The organism is Dyadobacter alkalitolerans DSM 23607 (genome assembly GCF_000428845.1).
GTDB classification, from domain to species: domain Bacteria; phylum Bacteroidota; class Bacteroidia; order Cytophagales; family Spirosomataceae; genus Dyadobacter; species Dyadobacter alkalitolerans.
The window spans coordinates 498,912-518,995 of sequence record NZ_AUAS01000001.1 but is presented as its reverse complement, the minus strand read 5'-3'; the positions used below and the strand labels follow the sequence as shown (position 1 = coordinate 518,995).

General features: G+C 45.6%; 17 protein-coding genes. 10 read left to right on the top strand and 7 right to left on the bottom strand.

What is annotated here, in order from left to right; translation table 11 throughout:
• Window positions 1-343: 343 nt before the first annotated feature.
• The 6 genes from G395_RS0102360 (at window position 344) to G395_RS0102335 (ending at window position 4,873) form a co-directional block, all read left to right on the top strand.
• Window positions 344-1,534, top strand: coding sequence for a molybdopterin molybdotransferase MoeA (locus G395_RS0102360; protein ID WP_026628596.1), 1,191 nt, complete (start codon window positions 344-346; stop codon window positions 1,532-1,534).
• 49 nt (window positions 1,535-1,583) lie between these two features.
• On the top strand, window positions 1,584-1,823 hold the full coding sequence (locus G395_RS0102355) for a MoaD/ThiS family protein (protein WP_026628595.1): 240 nt from the start codon (window positions 1,584-1,586) through the stop codon (window positions 1,821-1,823).
• Window positions 1,824-1,858: 35 nt separating this feature from the next.
• Complete coding sequence (locus tag G395_RS0102350; RefSeq protein ID WP_026628594.1) at window positions 1,859-2,308, top strand: molybdenum cofactor biosynthesis protein MoaE; 450 nt, start codon at window positions 1,859-1,861, stop codon at window positions 2,306-2,308.
• 91 nt (window positions 2,309-2,399) lie between these two features.
• Window positions 2,400-3,308 carry a bifunctional molybdenum cofactor biosynthesis protein MoaC/MoaB gene (gene moaCB, locus G395_RS0102345; RefSeq protein ID WP_026628593.1) on the top strand — a complete coding sequence of 303 codons (909 nt, stop codon included), beginning with the start codon at window positions 2,400-2,402 and terminating at the stop codon, window positions 3,306-3,308.
• A gap of 9 nt (window positions 3,309-3,317) precedes the next feature.
• The gene (moaA, locus tag G395_RS0102340) at window positions 3,318-4,310 is read left to right on the top strand and encodes a GTP 3',8-cyclase MoaA (protein WP_026628592.1); all 993 of its coding nucleotides are present in this window, start codon (window positions 3,318-3,320) and stop codon (window positions 4,308-4,310) included.
• A gap of 149 nt (window positions 4,311-4,459) precedes the next feature.
• Window positions 4,460-4,873, top strand: a complete 414-nt coding sequence (locus tag G395_RS0102335) for a T9SS type A sorting domain-containing protein (RefSeq protein WP_026628591.1) — start codon at window positions 4,460-4,462, stop codon at window positions 4,871-4,873.
• A 54-nt stretch (window positions 4,874-4,927) separates the two neighbouring features.
• On the opposite strand, the gene G395_RS0102330 is transcribed toward G395_RS0102335, so the two are convergent.
• The 3 genes from G395_RS0102330 to G395_RS0102320 form a co-directional block, all read right to left on the bottom strand.
• Entirely contained in the window at window positions 4,928-6,115 is a 1,188-nt protein-coding gene (locus G395_RS0102330) for a glycosyltransferase family 87 protein (protein ID WP_026628590.1), read from the bottom strand.
• A gap of 67 nt (window positions 6,116-6,182) precedes the next feature.
• A complete protein-coding gene (locus G395_RS0102325; protein ID WP_026628589.1) occupies window positions 6,183-7,112 on the bottom strand; it encodes an alpha/beta hydrolase in 930 nt (309 codons plus the stop codon).
• Window positions 7,113-7,182: 70 nt separating this feature from the next.
• The gene (locus G395_RS0102320) at window positions 7,183-7,773 is read right to left on the bottom strand and encodes a hypothetical protein (RefSeq protein ID WP_026628588.1); all 591 of its coding nucleotides are present in this window, start codon (window positions 7,771-7,773) and stop codon (window positions 7,183-7,185) included.
• Window positions 7,774-7,880: 107 nt separating this feature from the next.
• Between G395_RS0102320 and G395_RS0102315 the strand changes: the two genes are divergently transcribed.
• The gene (locus tag G395_RS0102315) at window positions 7,881-10,964 is read left to right on the top strand and encodes a PVC-type heme-binding CxxCH protein (RefSeq protein ID WP_026628587.1); all 3,084 of its coding nucleotides are present in this window, start codon (window positions 7,881-7,883) and stop codon (window positions 10,962-10,964) included.
• A 54-nt stretch (window positions 10,965-11,018) separates the two neighbouring features.
• Here G395_RS0102315 and G395_RS0102310 read toward each other — a convergent pair whose 3' ends face one another.
• Window positions 11,019-11,435 carry a hypothetical protein gene (locus tag G395_RS0102310; RefSeq protein WP_026628586.1) on the bottom strand — a complete coding sequence of 139 codons (417 nt, stop codon included), beginning with the start codon at window positions 11,433-11,435 and terminating at the stop codon, window positions 11,019-11,021.
• A 366-nt stretch (window positions 11,436-11,801) separates the two neighbouring features.
• Here G395_RS0102310 and G395_RS0102300 point away from each other — a divergent pair, with 366 nt between their 5' ends.
• Together G395_RS0102300 and G395_RS0102295 are read left to right on the top strand one after the other, a co-directional pair.
• Window positions 11,802-14,495 carry a PVC-type heme-binding CxxCH protein gene (locus tag G395_RS0102300; RefSeq protein WP_229203915.1) on the top strand — a complete coding sequence of 898 codons (2,694 nt, stop codon included), beginning with the start codon at window positions 11,802-11,804 and terminating at the stop codon, window positions 14,493-14,495.
• Window positions 14,496-14,575: 80 nt separating this feature from the next.
• The gene (locus G395_RS0102295) at window positions 14,576-15,496 is read left to right on the top strand and encodes a hydroxypyruvate isomerase family protein (RefSeq protein WP_026628583.1); all 921 of its coding nucleotides are present in this window, start codon (window positions 14,576-14,578) and stop codon (window positions 15,494-15,496) included.
• A gap of 101 nt (window positions 15,497-15,597) precedes the next feature.
• Here the strand turns inward: G395_RS0102295 and G395_RS0102290 are convergent, their stop codons facing one another.
• Both G395_RS0102290 and G395_RS0102285 read right to left on the bottom strand, forming a co-directional pair.
• Window positions 15,598-15,909, bottom strand: coding sequence for an isoamylase early set domain-containing protein (locus tag G395_RS0102290; protein WP_026628582.1), 312 nt, complete (start codon window positions 15,907-15,909; stop codon window positions 15,598-15,600).
• A 149-nt stretch (window positions 15,910-16,058) separates the two neighbouring features.
• Window positions 16,059-18,320: a TonB-dependent receptor gene (locus G395_RS0102285; RefSeq protein ID WP_026628581.1), complete on the bottom strand. Its 2,262-nt coding sequence runs from the start codon at window positions 18,318-18,320 to the stop codon at window positions 16,059-16,061.
• Between the two features lie 194 nt (window positions 18,321-18,514).
• Between G395_RS0102285 and G395_RS0102280 the strand changes: the two genes are divergently transcribed.
• A complete protein-coding gene (locus G395_RS0102280; RefSeq protein WP_026628580.1) occupies window positions 18,515-18,925 on the top strand; it encodes a DoxX family protein in 411 nt (136 codons plus the stop codon).
• A 41-nt stretch (window positions 18,926-18,966) separates the two neighbouring features.
• On the opposite strand, the gene G395_RS0102275 is transcribed toward G395_RS0102280, so the two are convergent.
• The gene (locus G395_RS0102275) at window positions 18,967-19,938 is read right to left on the bottom strand and encodes an aldo/keto reductase (protein ID WP_026628579.1); all 972 of its coding nucleotides are present in this window, start codon (window positions 19,936-19,938) and stop codon (window positions 18,967-18,969) included.
• Window positions 19,939-20,084 lie beyond the last annotated feature (146 nt).

The following is a 20,084-nucleotide window of genomic DNA, read 5'->3' as shown; positions in this document are numbered from 1 at the left end:
ACCGCTGTGTAGTATTAATTCAAGACATTCGCATTTGGTGTTTCACGCTCATTTCCTGGGTTTCCTTTGTGAAAAAGCACAAAACCAAAATTTAACTTGCGCTCAACGCCGAATTACCAAACGCGAAAATTTACAATTCATATCAATTAATATAGAAATAATTGTAAAAACGTGACATCGATTACTGATAATCAAAGTTTTAGCATCATTGTTAAACCCATTATTCAGCCTTGTCACGTTGTGCCGGACTAAAATTCGCAAATTCCTTGCCAATGGTACATTGTTTTAAACTTTCAGAATTGCAGAAATAGTAACTTGCGTTTTTGCACTATTTTGCGAGATTATGGTCACAGTTAAAGAGGCGAAACAAAAGATTCTGGAAAATGTCAAGGCGCTGCCCGCTCATATTGTGGAGATCGGAAACGCTTTGGGGCATGTTTTGGCGGCTGATATATCGGCACCTCTGGCATTACCTTCATTCCGCCAGTCGTCCATGGATGGCTATGCGGTCATACACAGCGATATACGTGAAGCAGGCACTAACTTGAAATTAGAGGGGGAATCAAAAGCGGGGCAAACTTCCACACCGGCACTAAAATCGGGATCTGCGATGCGCATTTTTACGGGAGCGCCCGTGCCTGACGGCGCAACTGCCGTAATCATGCAGGAAAATACTTTGGCACAAAACGGAAGTGTTACGATCCGGGAATTCCCTGTTCCGGAAGGTAAGAATGTCAGAAATATTGGTCAGCAGATTCAGCAAGGCGCTGTCGCACTGGAAAAAGGCACTTTTCTTTCGCCGGGAAGCATTGGTTTTTTGCAGGGAATGAATGTTCGCGAAGGCAATGTTTATAATAAGCCCAAAATCGGGTTGCTGATTACGGGCGACGAACTGCTGCACAAAGGTGATATACTGGTCCATGGTAAAATTTTTGAATCCAATTCAGCCATGCTTGCTGCAGCATTGCAGCAGGAAGGCATAGCAGATTTTGAAATAAAATATGCGGCAGACGATCTGGAATCAACAATCAACGGACTTAACGAGCTGGCAGAATCCAATGATGTTGTGCTTGCTTCCGGCGGAATTTCGGTGGGTGATTACGATTTCGTGGGAAAAGCTGTGGCCGCATTAGGCGCCGAAACGGTGTTTTATAAGGTGCGTCAGAAACCCGGAAAACCCTTGCTATTTGCAAAAAAGAATGATAAGCTGTTTTTTGCATTGCCAGGAAATCCGGCCTCTTCGCTGGTTTGTTATTACGAGTATGTGTTACCAGCTTTGAGAATAATGTCAGGCCGGAAAGAGCCGTTTTTAACAACACTAAAAATGCCTGCGAAATATGCTTATTCGTTCAACGGTGAGCGGGATGAATTCCTGAAAGGCATGATTGTAAATGGGGAAGTAATACCGCTGGACGGCCAGGAATCGTTTGCATTACGTTCCTTTGCCATCGCCAATGCCATTATTTATCTGCCCGTAACACAAAACGTGGTGAAAGCAGGCGATTTGGTTGAGGTGCATTTGCTTCCCGGCTGAATCGGTTTTTGAAAAAATGTGTTAGGCTGTTAAATAGAAAACATAAGCAATGAGCATTCAGGTATCCTATTATGGAATGTTGGCGGAGATTACCGGCCAGGCGAACGAAGTTTGGATGAGTGATCAAAGTCTGACAGTAGGCGATTTTCGGAATCAGATCATCGAGCGATATCCTGCCATGCGGGAGAAAAAATTTAAAATTGCAGTGGATCAAAAGATTGCGCAAGATTACGTTTCTATTGATAATGCCTCGGAAATTGCACTGCTTCCGCCATTTGCAGGAGGCTGAAACATTATACGGGCCTAAACCCAAAGCACCATTTCATGGAAAAAGCGCATAAGCATAAAAAAGTTTTCGTTCAGGGACCGATCAGCCCTGATTTTGTTTCTAAATCGATCGCAAGCCACCAGTCGAAAACAACTATTGGCGCGCATGCCATATTTTTAGGGCAGATCCGGGCAGACCAGAAAGCAGAGGGAACAGTAACCGGCATCGAATATTCAGCCCACGAAGAAATGGCCGAAAATGCATTCCACGAGATCAGGGAAGCTGCCTTCGAGCGATTCGAGCTTACATGCATGCACATTTACCATAGCCTGGGCCTTGTGCCGACGGGCGAAATCAGCCTCTTTGTTTTCGTTTCTTCGCCCCACCGTCGCGCCGCTTTTGAAGCTTCTGAATATATTGTTGAGGAAATCAAAGCCAATGTTCCGATCTTCGGAAAGGAGCTGGTAGGCGAAGCCGGAAATTATGTTTGGAAGGAAAACAATTAGACTTTCGGAGGTCGGCTAAGTATCAATCTTTAAGGCCGACGTTACATTCAGTTATCCATCGCACCGGCGACCCGGTCATTCAAAATTACAATTGGTAGACATTACGCATAAGAGCAACACATTACGCATTGCAACCGCCCAGGCCATTGTGCAGGTTAGCAAAGCGGAAACCATAACGGCCATCCAGGAGCGCAATGTTCCGAAAGGTGACGTTTTCGAAATGGCGAAAGCGGCCGGATTTCTGGCTGTGAAAAAAACACCGGACCTGCTGCCCGATTGCCATCCGATCCCGGTGGAATATACAGGTGTGAATTACCGTATTGAAGATCTGACTATTGTCATTGAGCTGACTGTCAAGACAATATATAAAACAGGCGTCGAAGTCGAAGCTATGCATGGCGCTTCGGTGGTTGCGCTCACCATGTATGATATGCTGAAACCCATTGATAAAGGCGTTGAGATCAGCAATATCAGGTTATTGGAAAAAAAAGGTGGAAAGAGCGATCGGAAAGCCACACCGGAAAACCTGAAAACCGCAGTAATTGTTTGCTCCGATAGCATCTCAAATGGAATTGGTGAAGATAAATCGGGCAAAAAAATCATTGAAAAACTGGAAGCGCTCAAAATTGCAGCCAGCGATTACAGCATAGTTGCCGATGATAAGGCCAGCATTCAGGAGAAAATCAAAAGCCTTTGCAATGCAGATTATCAGCTTATTTTGATCACAGGCGGAACCGGGTTGTCTCACCGGGATGTTACACCGGAAGCAGTATCGGAATTAATCGAAAAAGAGATTCCGGGAATTGCGGAAACAGCCAGGAGTTATGGTCAGGATCGCATGCCCACAGCCATGTTATCAAGATCTGTTGGCGGCTTAATTGGTGAAACACTGGTTATTACGATGCCGGGAAGCACCGGCGGAGTTGCAGAATATATGGATGCATTGTTCCCGCAAGTCCTGCATGTTTTTAGTGTCATTGAAGGAATAAAGCACGATTAAAATAAAATAATGTCCTTACCCATTGTAGATACATTCGGTCGCAAGCACACTTATCTGCGAATTTCGCTGACTGATAAGTGCAATCTGCGCTGCACCTATTGTATGCCGCAGGAGGACATGCAGTTTATGCCTTCCAAATGGCTTATGCAAGCCGATGAAATCAAAGCGCTCGCCGAGATATTTGTTGAGATGGGTGTTGATAAAATACGTTTAACGGGTGGAGAACCACTAATCCGGAAAGACGTAGGTCAGATTGTTTCCGACCTCGGCAAGCTGCCCACTTCGCTGACGCTGACCACCAACGCTGTTTTCATTGATCAGTTTATTGATATTCTGAAAGAAGCAGGTGTCAATTCACTGAATGTCAGCTTGGATACATTGCGGGAAGACAGGTTCAGAGCCGTTACCAAGCGGGACCATTTTACTAAAACCCTGGGAAACATCAGGTTGCTTTTGGCAGAAGGATTCGTGGTTAAGATCAATATGGTCGTGATGAAGGGCATTAACGAGGATGAAGTCAATGATTTCGTCAGGATGACGCTTGAACAACCCAATCTGCATGTCCGGTTTATTGAATTTATGCCATTTAAAGGCAATCAGTGGGATATGTCTAAGATCGTTTCCTACAACGAACTCCTTTCCGATATAAACAATGAATTCGATTTTCAGCAATTAACAGGTGAATTGCAGGATACTGCGCATCGGTTCCAGGTAACCGGCGGCGCCGGGACATTTGGGATTATCGGAACAGTTACACATCCATTCTGCTCCGGCTGCAACCGCATCAGGCTCACAGCCGACGGGAAACTTAAAAACTGCCTCTTCGACACTTCCGAAGCGGATCTGCTGACTCCTCTCCGCGCCGGCCAGGACGTCCGAGCCCTCATCCACGCCCATTTCCACAAAAAACACTTTGCCCACGGCGGCCACGTAAACTTCACCGAAAAACAAGCCAAATCCGACTACGAACAAAACCGGAATATGATTGCTATCGGGGGGTAGTTACGTCACCAATCCATTTGATTAATATACTTAAAACCATTCAACACTAATTTCTGCCGTTTAAACAACGCGTGCAACATTGGCGGTTGCGGGGATATCATTGGTAAAAATCTTCAAAAAGTATTTACTCAAAGTAACCTTCAAAAGCCATGAGGAACGTGATGAAAATGATTGCCGCCGCAGCCTATGCCCTTCTGCTAGTAACCAATGTATCTGCAACACCGCGGGTTGAACCAAAAGCGGAATGCAAAAATAACTCCTGCGAAAAGTTTAAAATCGGCATGTACAGGGTAAAAAACACAACTTCTATGAATCTGCTGATGGAAAAAGAAAAAGGCGAACGCGTGGTGATCCGCCTGATGAACTCCAAAGGCAAAGTGCTCCATGAAGAATACGTTCCCAGGCATCTCAGCAAATATGGACGCAAGCTGAACTTCGAAGAGATCAACGACGGTGTTTACACCCTGGAAGTTTCCAATGATTATGAAAAGATTGTGAAAAGTATTTACCTGGCTACGAACGAAATAAGAGAAGTCGAGCGCACATTAGTCGGGTTAAATTAAGGTTCAGCAATGTAGCGTTACGGGTATGCAGCCGCAGCATTCCTGTAACGCTTTTTATTTTTCTGCCGGTTGTTTCTCTGTCCTGGGTAAAAGCTTCACAAATAACAGGTCGTAGGTTATTTTAGCCCAAATTAAAATACACGGAACGGCCTTCACCACGTAAGGTTTCATCCATTCATTTCTGATAAATCTTGGAAAAAGGTCGGTAGGAGATAAGGCTGTGAAAACGAAGGCCAGCACAAGCAGCACATAATTTTCCGGCTTTTGCTGCTGCGCATAATACCAAAGGGCAACGCCTGTAATGGCAATAATGAATGTGGGCGACTCAGCCCGGTGGTTGAAAATAACCACCCATATCATGATCGAGGCCAGTAACAACATTCTGAATGTGAAATTGCTATACTGGTTGATCCGTAAAAGCGGAATGCAGAACAGGATTGCGCCCGCAACGCTGACGTAAGTTTTGTTCACTTGAAGTCCGAACCAGGTTTTTAACCAGCCGATTACAGACAAGCCGTCAGAAATGGAATGGTCATTGGAAAGCAAATTCGCCCAGCTTTTATAGAGGAAAATAAATTGATCCACATTCACGACCAATAGCGGAAGCGCCGTAAAAAGGATCACCCAAACGGCGGTTGTGTAGGTAAGTTTTAATTTGTTCGGATATAAAAGGAACAAAGCTAGCCCCACAATTCCGAACAGCTTTATGAAAATAGTGGAGACGAGGCAAAACGACGCCATCCAATATTTTCCCCGCTCCAAAAAGCCAAAAGTAAACAGGAACAGCCCGGCAATCAGCGCATTACTCTGCTCATTCTGAGTGGCGGTAAGCATTTCCACGATCACAAAAACCAGGATCAAACCTTTCGTCCGGAGATCAATGCGCGGGAGATAATAGACGGAATAGAACAGCACCGTCACATTCAGAATGTTCCATAAAGACAGTCCCAGCACATCAGGAAGGATGGCGAGGATGCCAAAAATTAAAGCAAATGCGGGACTGTACTTAAACAAATCACCCTGTTCCTCCACAAACGAATCATACAGATCCTTCGATTCGATCAGGTGGAAAAAGGACTGTTTGAATATAATGTAGTTGTTGTAAGTCGTATAAAGCCTGCCGCCTTCCACAAAGCTTTTCATTCCGCCAAAGTAGGACTGCAAGCTGGCGAAAATCGCCACGCCCAGGAACAGGATCAGCAGGTATTTTTGATTAACTAAAAAACGATTTACAGCACGCATTGATGTCAGAATTATCCATTACCTTGATTGAAAACCAAAACTAGGGATAAATCAGCGTTTTTATGATTCAATTCTTTGCATAACCCATCGATTTCAACCATCCGTCCATAGCGGCCGGCCAGCCTGCCAGAGAGCCTTTTCCTTCTGTTCGCATGCCGTAGCCATGGCCGCCTTTGGGATACAAATGCATTTCAGCAGGGATTTTTTTGGCTTTGAGTGCCAGGTAATAGGCAATGCTGTTTTCGGGGGGGACGCCGGTGTCGTCCATCGCATGTACTAGAAATGCGGGAGGGGTTTCGGGGCTTACTTGCAGCTCGTTGGAGTAATATTTGATCAGCTCGTCGGATTTTGCAGCACCTAGTAAGTTGTCGCGCGAACCGCCGTGGGCAAGTTCGGGCGTCAGGGAAATTACAGGGTAAATCAGGATCGAGAAATTGGGCTTTCCGCCTTGAGAAGCTGTTTTACCCATATTGAAATGCGTTGATAATGTTGCAGCAAGGTGACCGCCCGCCGAGAAACCCATCACACCGATTTTGTTCACATCAATATTCCATTTGCCAGCGCTCTGGCGGACTAGCTTCATGGCCTGCATGGCGTCCATCAATGGCACTTCATGCTGCGTAGTCATCGTTTTTTCGCTTGGTAACCTGTATTTCAGCACAAATGCAGATATTCCGCGATCATTAAACCATTTGGCAAAATCACTTCCCTCGTGCGACGCCGCCAGAATTCCATAACCTCCGCCAGGGCAAATCACCACCGCTGCGCCGGTCGCTTTTTCTTTGGGAACAATGTAAGCCGTCATCGCAGGAACTGACACACCGCTGATCCTGAGAATGTTGTCATCGCCGGTTACAGACTTTTCTTCAACCGTATTCGCTTTAAAATTGGGAACCTTGCCTTCCGGCCACAGATTAATTACTTCGTTTTGAGCCATGGATTTATCAGGTGCAGCGTATAGTGCCAATGCAAGCAGTAGACCGGTTATTTTCTTCATCACATTATTGTTTAATCCAATAAGTCGGTCTCCAAGCTAATATACCATGCGTTAATGCCGGAAAATGTTGTTAAGGCTTCGCAGGATTGATCATAATGTGCGCCCTGTGGGTTCCCGGGTCCATGATCCAGGGCATGCCGGCAACATCTGGTTTAAGCGGTAGTCCGGTACTTTCTGCCGTCGCAAATGGAATGTAAACGACATAGCGGAGATAACCGTTTTTCAGCTCGCCGCTGGCCATATCATAATTATCCTTCGTTCCCGACAAAGCGAAAAGCGTAGAGGATTGCTTCGGCATCATCAATTTGCCATCCTTTACTTCCTTCTCCCGAATGTCAAAAATCTCCTTCGGGTTCTTTCCTTCCTTCGCCAGCACGCGGCCTCTTTCCATAAATGCATCCAGGCCAGCAAAATAGCAGGAAACGCTAACATCTTCCTTTTTTGGATCGTCAGCAATGCAAACCATATCATTGTTCCCGGCGCGAAGGACTTTGAAAGAGCCGTCGGGCGCGTAACCGTAAACCTTGGCGCCCTCGCGCTTGTCTGCGGGTGCGGCCAGTACAGCTGTTTTGATTTGAATTTCAGGGGATAAAACGGCAGTTTGGCCCATTGCCTCAGCAGCCAGGCACAGTGCGATTGCGGAAAAAAAAGTCTTGTTCATGGTAGTAAATGACAGGTGGTTTGTCTCTTATATGCTTAAAATTAGTAATCTTTATTAAAGATTTGTACAAATCTTTTCCGCATTACAGACTGTAATTAACAATCCCCATGAACTTAAAAAAAACGCTGGCGCTGTTTCCCGCAGGATGCTTGTTGGCAACCCTGATGGTCGCTTCTTACCAGCACATTAACCCAAGCACTTTCCAAAGTTCGAAACTCGACAGCCTTTATAAAGACCTCACCGACGCCCAAAAACGCTCGCCCAAATATGCGGTTGCAGGATTATCCGTAACCAACGGACTGGAAGCAACATTGTTCGCCTCGGAACCAACCATTACCAACCCTACCAACATTGATGTAGACCATTTGGGCCGGGTTTGGGTTTGCGAAGCATATAATTACCGCCCTGCAATTAATGGTAACCCTACCAAAGACGAAGGCGACCGCATCCTGATCATGGAGGATACGAATGGCGATGGAAAGTCGGACAAAACCACTGTTTTTTATCAGGGAAAAGAGATCAATTCTCCGCTTGGGATTTGGGTGATGGGCAATCGTGTGGTGGTTTCGCAAAGTCCTTATGTCTGGCTTTTTACGGATGAAAACAATGATGGAAAAGCAGATAAGAAAGAAGTTATTTTCGAGGGTGTAGGCGGTGAGCAGCACGACCACGGCATGCACGCATTCATTTTCGGACCTGATGGAAAGTTGTATTTCAATTTTGGTAATGAGGGCGGACATTTACTGGACGGCAAAGGAAATCCGGTGATCGGAAAAGATGGCCAGCCAATCGATTTCAAAAAGTTAAAACAGGGAATGGTGTTCCGCTGCGATCCCGATTTTAAGAACATTGAGGTTTTGGGAAATAATTTCAGGAACAACTATGAAGTCGCGGTGGATAGTTACGGAACAATGTGGCAGTCTGACAATGATGACGACGGAAACAAAGGGGTGCGGATCAACTACGTGATGCAATATGGCAACTACGGTTATACCGATGAGGTTACCGGCGCAGGCTGGCGAGCAAACCGCACGAATATGGAAGATTCCATTCCATTCCGTCACTGGCATTTGAATGACCCGGGCGTGGTTCCGAATTTGTTGCAGACAGGGTCCGGATCGCCGACGGGAATGGTCTTGTATGAAGGCTCAATGTTGCCGAAAGAATTTCAAAATCAAATGATCCATTGCGAGCCAGGGCATAATGTGGTTCGTTCTTATCCGGTCCAGAAATCCGGCGCAGGTTATACAGCCAAGATCGTGAATTTGGTTGATGGTAAAAGGGATCAATGGTTCCGCCCGTCAGACGTTTGCGTCGCTCCCGATGGTTCACTCATCGTTTCCGACTGGTATGATCCGGGTGTCGGCGGCCACCAGGCCGGTGATCAAAACCGCGGCCGTTTATATCGAATAGCGCCTGCAAATACACCTTATCGCATTCCAAAAACAGACTTGACAACGGCAACCGGCGCAGTAGAAGCATTGCAAAGCCCAAATCTTTCCGTTCGTTACCAGGCTTGGATGACTCTGACCGAAATGGGTGAAAAGGCGATTCCGTCATTGGAAAAGTTATTTAAGGATAAAAAGGCAAACGACCGCATGCGCGCAAGGGCATTGTGGGTTTTGAGTAAATGGCCGGCTTCGAGCAAGAAAAACATTGATATCGCCATCAGGGACGCAAATCCTGACATGCGGATAGCAGCATTACGCGCGGCAAGTGAGCTGAAAGATGTAGACATTACCAATTACATTAGTTTGCTGGTAAAAGACACTGATCCCCAGGTGAGAAGAGAATGTGCATTAATCCTGCACCATAACAAATCACCAAAGGCTCCTGCATTATGGGCGGAACTGGCTTTGCAATACGATGGTAAGGACCGCTGGTATCTGGAAGCATTGGGTATTGGCGCGGATGAGCAATGGGATTCGTTTTTTAAAGCATGGCAAGCCAAAGTTGGTTCCAATGCCATTGCAACGCAGGCTGGCAAAGACATTGTCTGGCGTTCGCGCGGCAAGGAATCGGTTCCGTTGCTGGCTTCACTCGCTGGTGATTCCCAAACAGATCTGAAAAGCAGGCTCCGTTACTTCCGTGCTTTTGATTTTAACACAGCTGCCAATGAAAAATCAATGGCGCTCTTGCAAATCATGAAAGGGAATTCTCCCGAGCAGACAAAAGTAAATGAGCTGGCATTAAGACATTTGGATCCCGCATTTGTAAAGCAAAATGCAGAAGCAATGGCCGCTCTCAAAAAGTTGCTCGATTCCTCATTCGGAACGCCTGCTTATCTTGAATTGGTAAGTAAATACGAATTGGAGTCAGAAAATCCAAGGTTACTTGATATAGCCATCAGCCAGGCTTCAACCCGGACAGGGCCGGCGGCGGCGATGCAATTGATGAAACAAGGTGGTGGAAAGATGGTCTGGGATGTTATCAAAGGATCTGATACTTCCAAAAGTGAAGGGATTGTCTCAGCATTGAGAGGCGTAGGGAGCAAAGAATCATTGGAAATCCTGCAAACCGTGGCATTAGACGATAAGTATGCTGCTGGCCTGCGCACAATTGCCGCCAGGTCATTGGGTGGGACGATGAGCGGTGAAGATCAGGTTCTAGCATTACTAAAAGATGGAAAACTAAGTGGTGAACAAAAAGCCGCAGCGGTAAAAGGACTAAGCGGCGCTTGGCGGAAATCAGTCAAAATGGAAGCAGCGAAATACACGGATGGCGGAACCATAGCAGTTTCAAAACATCCGCAGGTGAAGGACCTGATCGGTATGAAAGGTGATTTGTCGAAGGGAAAACAAGTATTTACGTCTTACTGCTCAGTTTGCCATCAGGTGAATGGGGAGGGAATGGATTTTGGTCCAAAACTTTCCGAAATCGGAAGCAAACTGCCCAAGGAAGCGCAATATGCAGCGATTTTCGAGCCCAGCGCGGGCATTGGCTTCGGTTATGAAGGTTTTGAGGTAACATTAAAAGACGGATCAACCGTCTCCGGCATCGTCGCCAGCAAAACTGAAACCGACCTGATCCTGAAATTCCCCGGCGGTTCGACCCAGGAATATAAAATGTCACAAGTAAAGTCCATCAAACAACTCAACGATTCCATGATGCCCGCTGGCTTGCAGGATGCCATGAGCACCGAGGAGCTGGTTAGTCTGGTTGATTATTTGAGTGGGCTGAAAAAGAAATAGATCGACTTAAAGGATTGTAAGGAGCATATGCAAGCGCATATGCTCCTTTTTTTATCATTTGTAGGGAACAGCCTTAATAAGCCGAAGATTATTCAACTGGCTGATATTAAGAATATTTTCTTCCGGGATAATGTTTCTGCTAATCCAGTTATTAATGATCATGGTATTCTTCAATCCAAACCGTCTGCAATATTCCTTCATCGTAACCCACTCACTAAGCGGATATTTCTGACCGTTTATTTCAATGTTGACGTCTTTGGATTTATGATATTCTGCGATTATAGCATCTGCTTTTTTTCTGAATTCTTTCGATTCAGCCAACATTTCCTCTGCCTGCTGCACCATGAAATTTCCAATTTCTTCGCGCTCTTCTTCCGTAGCTGTTGCAAAATAATCCAAACAAGCGTCACTAGCCGCTTGATATTCAACAGGATCGGTTGCTTGCTTCATCCTTTCAAGAATATCTTTCATACGAGTATTTATTTTAAAGCGTTTTGTAATAAGATTCCAGTTTCTGAAGTGTGTCCTCCAGTATTGCCAGATCGTCTAATAATGAGTTTTGCAAATCTTCGGTTAGGTTGTTGGTAATGCTAAGATTTCTAAGTTGTGATTTTAGAAGACTTTTACGTATTAAATGTCCAACTATGAGTTGCCTTATTTTCTCTTTCATTCACCTTTAATAGATAATGTGTGTAATTCAAAATACTTTGTTATGCAATATTACAAAACAAAGATTAGTTTTCATTTGGTTTTCTTTTCAAACTTCATTTCCTAATCCCGGAAACATCAGGTATTTTTATACGTTATTACGATATTCTGCATCATCAAATTTTTGTTTTGAAACAATTTAATTCTACTAAATCTGCATTATTAATTGCAGGTTTTACAACTCTTCTCAACTTCTTCGGTTTTTGTCAACTTCCTGATTCACTAGTCATTACTGATCCTGATAGCTTGTATGCTACGTTTTCAGAGCCTGAAAAGCGATTTTCCCGGAATGCGGTGCTTGGGCTGAAAGTGGCCGAAGGGTTGCAAGCAACGCTTTTTGCTTCGGAGCCGGACGTTATTAATCCCATTAACATTGATGTAGACCATCGCGGAAGGGTTTGGGCCTGCGAAGCTTATAATTATCGTCCCGCTGTCAATGGTAAGTCGGAGCTGGGGCAGGGGGATCGCATTGTGATTATGGAGGATAAGAATGGCGACGGGAAGTCGGATGTTACCAAAGTTTTTTACCAGGGACCGGAGCTGAATTCGCCTTTGGGGATTTGGGTGATGGGTAACAAAGCAGTTGTTTCGCAGAGTCCGTATGTGTGGCTTTTTACCGATACAAATGGTGATGATAAGGCTGATAAAAAGGAAATTTTATTCAAAGGAATCGGCGGCTCGCAGAATGACGCCGGTGTTCACGCATTCGTTTTCGGGCCGGATGGAAAGTTTTATTTCAATTTCGGCAATGCAGGAAGGCAGCTTGTAGATGGCCAGGACAGACCATTACTTGATAAATATGAGAGGCCCATCGATTTCAGACAATTCAAGCAAGGGGTCGTTTTCAGATGTGATCAGGATTTTACCAAAGTTGAGATATTAGCACAAAATTTCCGGATCGGCTTTGAAGTCGCCGTCGATAGCTTCGGGACCATGTGGCAGTCGGACCAGGAAGAGCCTGGCAATGGTGGCGACCGGGTTTCGTATGTGATGGAAAACGGGAATTTCGGTTACATTGATGAAATGACGGGTGCAAGCTGGCGTCTGAACCGCACCAATCTGGAAGATGAAATCCCCCGCAGGCACTGGCACCAGAATGATCCGGGCGTTGTTCCTAACCTCATTGAAACGGGCTCAGGTTTTCCGATGGGTATGACCATCTATGAAGGTGATTTACTGCCCCGCCGTTATCAGAATCAAATTCTACTCGCCGATGCAGGCCAGCAAAGCGTGAGCGGATTCCCGGTGGTTAATGATGGTGCAGGATACAAATCCACTGGCATTCTTCCTATCGTCGAAGGAACACGCGATAAATGGTTCAGGCCAACGGATGTATGTGTAGCGCCGGACGGTTCACTAATTATTTCCGACTGGTATGATCCCGTAATTGGTTCGCATAAAATGAAGGATAAGAGCCGTGGCCGGATTTTCCGCGTTGCTCCCAAGGACTCACTGTATAAAATCCCTGTTTTTGACCTCTCCATTCCTGAGCAGGCGGTAAAAGCTTTGCAAAGCCCTAATTTATCCATGCGTTATATGGCCTGGAATGCTTGTGTAAAGCATGGCTGGCAAGCTGAACCTTATCTGGAAGAGCTCTTTCGGTCTATCGTCGTGAATCCGCGGATCAGGGCACGTGCATTGTGGGTTTTGAACCGGATCGAGGGCTTTAATTACCGAAGCCTCGACATTGCATTCAGGGAAATGAACCCGAATTTGCGGATTACCGCATTGCGCGCCGTGCGGCAGCGCAACAGCGATCCTACTGAATATATCAAGCGCCTTACCGCCGATCCCGACCCGCAAGTGAGAAGAGAATGTGCATTAGCGATCAATCACAACCATACTTACGAAGCATTGGACGTGTGGTTGCAGTTGGCAAGACAATACAAAGGAAACGATCGCTGGTCGGTGGAAGCATTGAGCATTGGTGCCTTTGACCAATGGGAACGGATTTTCCCGGCGTGGCTGGCGCAGGCCGGTGCAAACCCCGTTGCTACGAGTGCAGGAAAGGACATTGTATGGCTGGCAAGAACGCGACAGGCCATTCCATATCTGACCACGGCGGCTTCGGATACCAGTGTGAATTTCAAAAGCAGGCTTCGCTACTTCCGCGCATTCGACTTCTTCCATGCAGGTTATGAAAAATCGCAGGCATTGCTGAATGTAATGAATGTGAATTCGTCAGATCGCATTGAAGTTAGCAAGCTCGCTTTGCTGCATTTGGATAAATCATTTGTGACCAATTCACAGCAAGGGTTAACCGCATTGAACAAGCTTCTCGACGAAACTTATGGAACGGAACATTACATTGACTTAATGACCCGCTATGAGCTGGATTCTGAGATGGACCGGTTGTTTAAAATGGCTTTGGATAAATCGGATGAAGTTGTGGGACGGGATGCCGGGGCACTATTGCTGGACCAGGCTGGCATTTCTTACGTGACTCAAAAACTCGCGGGTTTGAATGAAGAGAAAAAGTCTTCGCTTCTGTCGTCGATACAAACAGTAGGCAGTCCCGAGTCTGTTTATTTATTGCGGAACACAGCTTTAAATTCCAATGAACCTATGTCTGTGCGTAAAAACGCGGCCAAATATCTGGGTGCGAGCTGGCCGGGAGAGGAGGCAGTGGTAAAAATGCTTCGGGATGATCAAATGGCTGGCGATGTGAAAGAGGCCGCATTGGAAGGGGTGAGAAATGCGTTCAGAGAAGAAATCAAGGTGCAGCTGGCTCCCTATTTCCCTCAGCTGACCGATGATAAACTGGCCGAGCCCTCGAAGTCAGACAGCAAGAAAGAAAGGAAGAGAAAACGCAGGAGAGGCTAGGAACGCAAGTTTCCAAGGCCGTTTGCGGTATATTTGACAACGCTACAACTTTACATTCCTAAACAAAACATTAAAAAAATATGCTCCGCAGAAATTTTGTAAAATCTTCCCTTGGTCTGGCTGGTGCAGCAATTGCAGCAGGAGATGCTTTCGCAACGGCGCCAACGGCTAAAAATAAATTCAAGCTTAAATACGCTTCCCACTTTGGCATGTTTCAGAACAGCGCCGGAAAAGATGTGATTGATCAGCTGAAATTTATGGCTGACCAGGGTTTCATGGCAATTGAAGATAATGGTATGATGGGCAGGCCGGTGGAGCAGCAGGAAGCCATTGCCAAAGAAATGACGCGCCTGGGCATGCAAATGGGCGTTTTCGTGGTAGACAAAGGAGGGAATGGCGCCAATACATTAGCAGCTGGCAAGCAGGAATACATTGATATTTTCCTGAATGGCTGCAAAAAAGCGGTGGAAGTTGCTAAGCGCGTAAATGCCAAATGGATGACGGTTGTACCGGGTGATTTTGAAAGAAATTTGCCAATTGGTGTACAAACAGGCCATGTGATCGATGCATTGCGCCGCGGTGCGGAAATCCTTGAACCGCACGGATTAGTAATGGTTTTAGAGCCGCTAAGCGATTCGCCTAACCTCTTTCTGAGAACTTCCGACCAGACTTACGAAATCTGCCGAGGGGTGAACAGCAAGTCCTGCAAGATCCTGTATGACATTTATCACATGCAGAAAAACGAAGGACGCCTGCTTTACAACATTGACAGGACTTGGAGCGAAATCGATTATTTCCAGATAGGGGACGAGCCTGGCCGCAAAGAGCCGACAACGGGAGAAATAAACTACAAGAATATTTTCAAATACATTTACGACCGCAGCAAAAAAGAAAACAAGTCGTTTATTATGGGCATGGAGCACGGTAATTTCTCACCAGGCAAAGAAGGAGAAGAGGCGCTTATCAAGGCTTATGTCGAGAGCGACAGCTTTACGATTTAATGTTTTTCTCAACCCGTTTTTGATATAATATAAAAACTAAAAACACCGTAAAGTAACGATTACTTTACGGTGTTTTTTTGTGCCCTGGAGCAAATAGTAAATTACAAAACAACCACGGAATTTTCAGCAGTTGCATCAACGCCGGCAGCTACGTATTTGTCTGCTTCCCAGTCATTTTCCCACTTCTCGTCGTCAAGGATATAACGGAACTGATACTCACCTGAAGCAAGTTCAAGACTTGTCTTGAATGAGCCGTCTTTTTGCTTTTTCAATGCGATTGCTTCTTCAGGATTCCATCCGTTAAACTCGCCAACCAACGCAACTTTTTTTACTTCAACTGCTGCTTCTGCGGGAACTGTAAATGTTACTTTATAAAGTGATTTACTCTTTACAAATTGCTTTGTTAATGCCATGATTATGTAGTGTTAAATAGTTGATGGAACAAATATACAATCAAAAATTATTCAAATCAATGAATATCAATATTATAAAGAAATTTCATCTTTGAATAATCATAATTAAACGTCGTAATACATGTCTTTATTTTCCATTTCAACCATATTTAACGCAACGTATAGCGCATGCCGAGAAAGCCTCTGATGCCCTGATTAGGCGCAAAAACATAAGATGGATCGAATGTCAGCCGGTAAGGATTATCCGGTGTCGCGATCACCTGGCCGCTGTCATCAAACTTCACATTTTTGTCAAAAGGATCATTCGATCTCGCGATGGAATTAGCGGGAGGAGTAAAATTAAGCAGGTTTTTTACTCCGCCGTAGATTTCCAGACCATTGTTAAACTTCTTGGTAACCTGTATATTTTGCAATGACCAAACCGGTGAAACCCTTGCGCGAGGATCCTCTTCACTCAGCACCGGCAGCCGCATAGGACCGTAAATATTGCCTGTATAGTCAAACGATATGCCCGACTTTTGAAACTCATAAGAAACAGACCAGACACCTGTATATTTTTCTGTCAGCACAGGCCTGAACCGGATGCCGTTTTCCTTCTGAAAATTTTCCATATAGGTCGCTCCGGCAATGATCTTCAAAGGGAAAGGGAAGTTGAAATCCAAATTTAAGTTAATGCCTTTTGAAACAGCATAACCATCCAGATTATCATAAATGATCTCATTTGGATTCGTGTCGTAGTCAGGCAGGATGCGGTTTGTAAAATGGGTGTAGAAAACGGAGGCGTCCAGACCGATGAAAGAACTTCCCGTCACAATCTTTTTCACATAATTCACATTCACATTCCAGCTTTGCTCAGGATTAAGCGCTTCTTTCACAATCACTTGCCGCGAACCGGTGAGCGCCGCGTGGTCCTCCGTGAAGAGGTTTACAATGCGGAAGCCGCGACCAATGTTCAGTCGGGCCACATCCGTTTGGTTGAACTTGTATTTATAGGCAAGCCGGGGCGTGAAAATGCTTCCGTGGCGGCTGTTATAGTCATAACGGGCGCCCAGCAACAGGGAATGCGGCCCGGCTTTGATCTCATCCTGGACAAAAATACCCGGCAGCAAAATTTTGTCAGGATGGTCTTTGCCATCGAGTAAGCGGGTTGCGGTGGTGTTGTCATTATAAAAAGTATAGCGGAATGGTGTTCCAAAAAGCAGGTTATGCCTACCGACTTTTTTATCCCATAACAGCTGCGCAAATGCTATTTTCTGATCTGCATTGAACATTACATGGCCATAGGTCGAGTTCTGGTTGTGCGAGCTGAAAGAATATTGCAATGTCACTTTTTCAGCCATAGGAAGCTGATAGTTGCCCAAAACTTCGAAGCGTTTAGTGTAAATGCTTTCCCCGTAAACCTCCGTTCCGCCGCGATATGTTTTGTTCCAATTCATTTGTCCGCCCCAGCGGTCTTCGTAGTAGTAACGCGCCGCAATGTTGGCCTGGCGATTATTTTTCCGGTTAAACGACCATTTATTAAAAACAGAAATGCGGTTCTGCAATGTCAGGTCTGTGAAACCATCCTTATTGTTGTCAATCGGGTTTTGGTAATTAAAATAACTCACCCCCAGGAGCGAGCTTGCTTTCGAACCTGCCATAAACTTCACGCCCAGGTCAATATTATAGTCCAGCCATGATGTGCTGAATGCATCCGCAGAGAATATGGGTGCTTTTGAAGGATTTTTTGTTATAATGTTGATCAATCCACCCACAGCTTCCGATCCGTAAAGGGTTGAAGCAGGACCTTTTACAATTTCGACCCGGTCAATCAGGCTGTTTGGGATTCCGGATAGGCCATAAACCGTTGAAAGTCCGCTTACCATGGGCATGCCGTCGATGAGCACCATGGTGTACGGTCCTTCGAGGCCGTTAATGTGGATGTCACCGGTGCTGCACACATTGCAATTGAGCTGCGGGCGCACGCCATTAACGTAGCTAAGGCCTTCAAAAATGCTTGGAACAGGGTTTTTGTAAATGAATTTAGCCGTGATAATGTCAACGGGAACGGGGCTGTCCAGCTTTGAAACCTCTTTCATTGTGCCTGTAACCACCACTTCATCCAAAGCATTAGCACCGGATTTTAGCACGAAATCACGCACGACGTCTTTTTCAATCCGCACGTTTTTTTCGGTAATGTTCGGCATGGAGATGAAGCTGACCCGTAGAGAATAACTTCCATTTGGAATGCCCGAAATCTTATAATGTCCCAGAGAATCAGCAGTCGCTCCGATTTTCAATTCGTTAATGTAAACCGATGCGCCAAACGCGGGACTATTTCCTTCTTCCAGGACTATTTTCCCGGACAGCGAATGTTGCGCCAGTGCTGGCAGGCTGAGTGTCCATAACAGCATTAGTATGAGTAACTTCATATATACTTAATCCTATATTTAACTAATCCTCAATATTAATTTAGACAAATCTAAAAATTAAACTTGATAAACAACAACTAATAATTTGATCGCCTGAAAAAAATATTGAAACTAACTATACGTTTTTCAGGGTTAGGGAGATTACACCGGATGAAATGGTTTTCACCGGCTATGGATAACCTATAAAAACGATTATGCTGAAAAAATTTTTGAAACCAATCAAGCTTCCTGCGTCAGCCGATTGGGGCGTGCTGATTTTACGGGTCGGGATTTCGTTGCTCATGCTCACGCATGGTTATGCAAAGCTGCAGAACCTTTTAGCAGGCAATCATTCGTTTGCTGATCCGATCGGGATCGGAGAAGAATTGTCTCTTTACCTGACGATTGGCGCTGAGTTTGTTTGCTCCATTCTGGTGATTCTCGGACTTTTTACCAGGGCGGCACTTGTTCCGTTGATCATCACCATGATCGTGGTTTCGTTCATTGTTCATGGCCCGGATCCACTGGCCGACAAGGAACACGCATTGACGTTCCTGATTGTATATGTCACATTGTTTCTGACCGGTCCGGGCAAGATGTCTGTGGATAGCGGTCTCTATAAATAATTAAAAAAAGGCGTTTCCAATTCTGGAAACGCCTTTTTTTGCTATTGTGACCATTGGGTTGGAGAGCGGTCCCAGCGGTGTACTTTCAGTTTTTCTGCGAGCTTCGGATCCAGCAGTTTACCATCACTGGCTGAAACATTGGATCTCACGTGCGGCAGTTTGCGCATGCCCGGGATGGTGGTATGCACATCCGGATTGTTCAATATGAACCGTAATGCAAGCTCCGGCATCGTCATTCCTTCCGGAATGTCGGCTTTCAGCGCCTCGGCGTGGTCTACACTGGAATTCAGGTTTTCCGGCACAAAGTAAGTCGAGCGCCAGTCGTCGGCAGGGAAAGTTGTTTCTTTGGTAAATGTGCCCGTTAATGTTCCTTCATCAAACGGAACACGTGCAATGACGCCGATATCCAGTTTTTTGCAGAGCGGGAAAAGATTGTCTTCCGGTGCCTGGTCAAAAATATTATAAATGACCTGAACGGCGTCTATTAAGCCGGTTTCAAGCGTTTTGAGCACATTATCCGGCTCCCAGCGGTTCACGCTGATGCCCCAGCGCTCCACCTTTCCTTCCTGCGTCAGTTTTTGAATGGCTTCTTTCCACTCATCTTCCTGCGCCCAGCTGTCTTCCCACACATGGAATTGAAGCAGGTCAATGCGCTCCGTGCCCAGGTTTTTAAGGCTTTTTTCTGTGTATTCGATAATGTAATCGGCAGGGAAAACTTCCTGTAACGAAGAGTCCGCTTTGGATGGCCATTGACGGTTTTTTGGTGGGATTTTGGTGGCCGCATATAATTTGCGGTCCGGGTAACGGCGGATCAGGTCGCCGAGAATGCGCTCGCTGAGGCCTTCACCATAGCCCCAGGCCGTGTCAAAGAAGTTAACGCCTGATTCAACTGCCAGATTAAGAGAGTCATCTGTTTCCTTACGGTCGGAGCCCGTCCAGCCTGCAAGTCCCCACATTCCGTAACCTATTTCGCTGATCTGCCAGCCACTACGCCCAAAACGACGGTTTTGCATTGTTAAGTAAATTTAGTGTTCGTGGATTAAAGCCTGGGATTGTGTCTTTTTAATGTATTAGAAATACATTTGTAAGATATTAAGTTCAGAAAAACTCGTAGAACGTTCTTCAATTAAACGGATAGGTGAGAGATAAAGGGTTGATG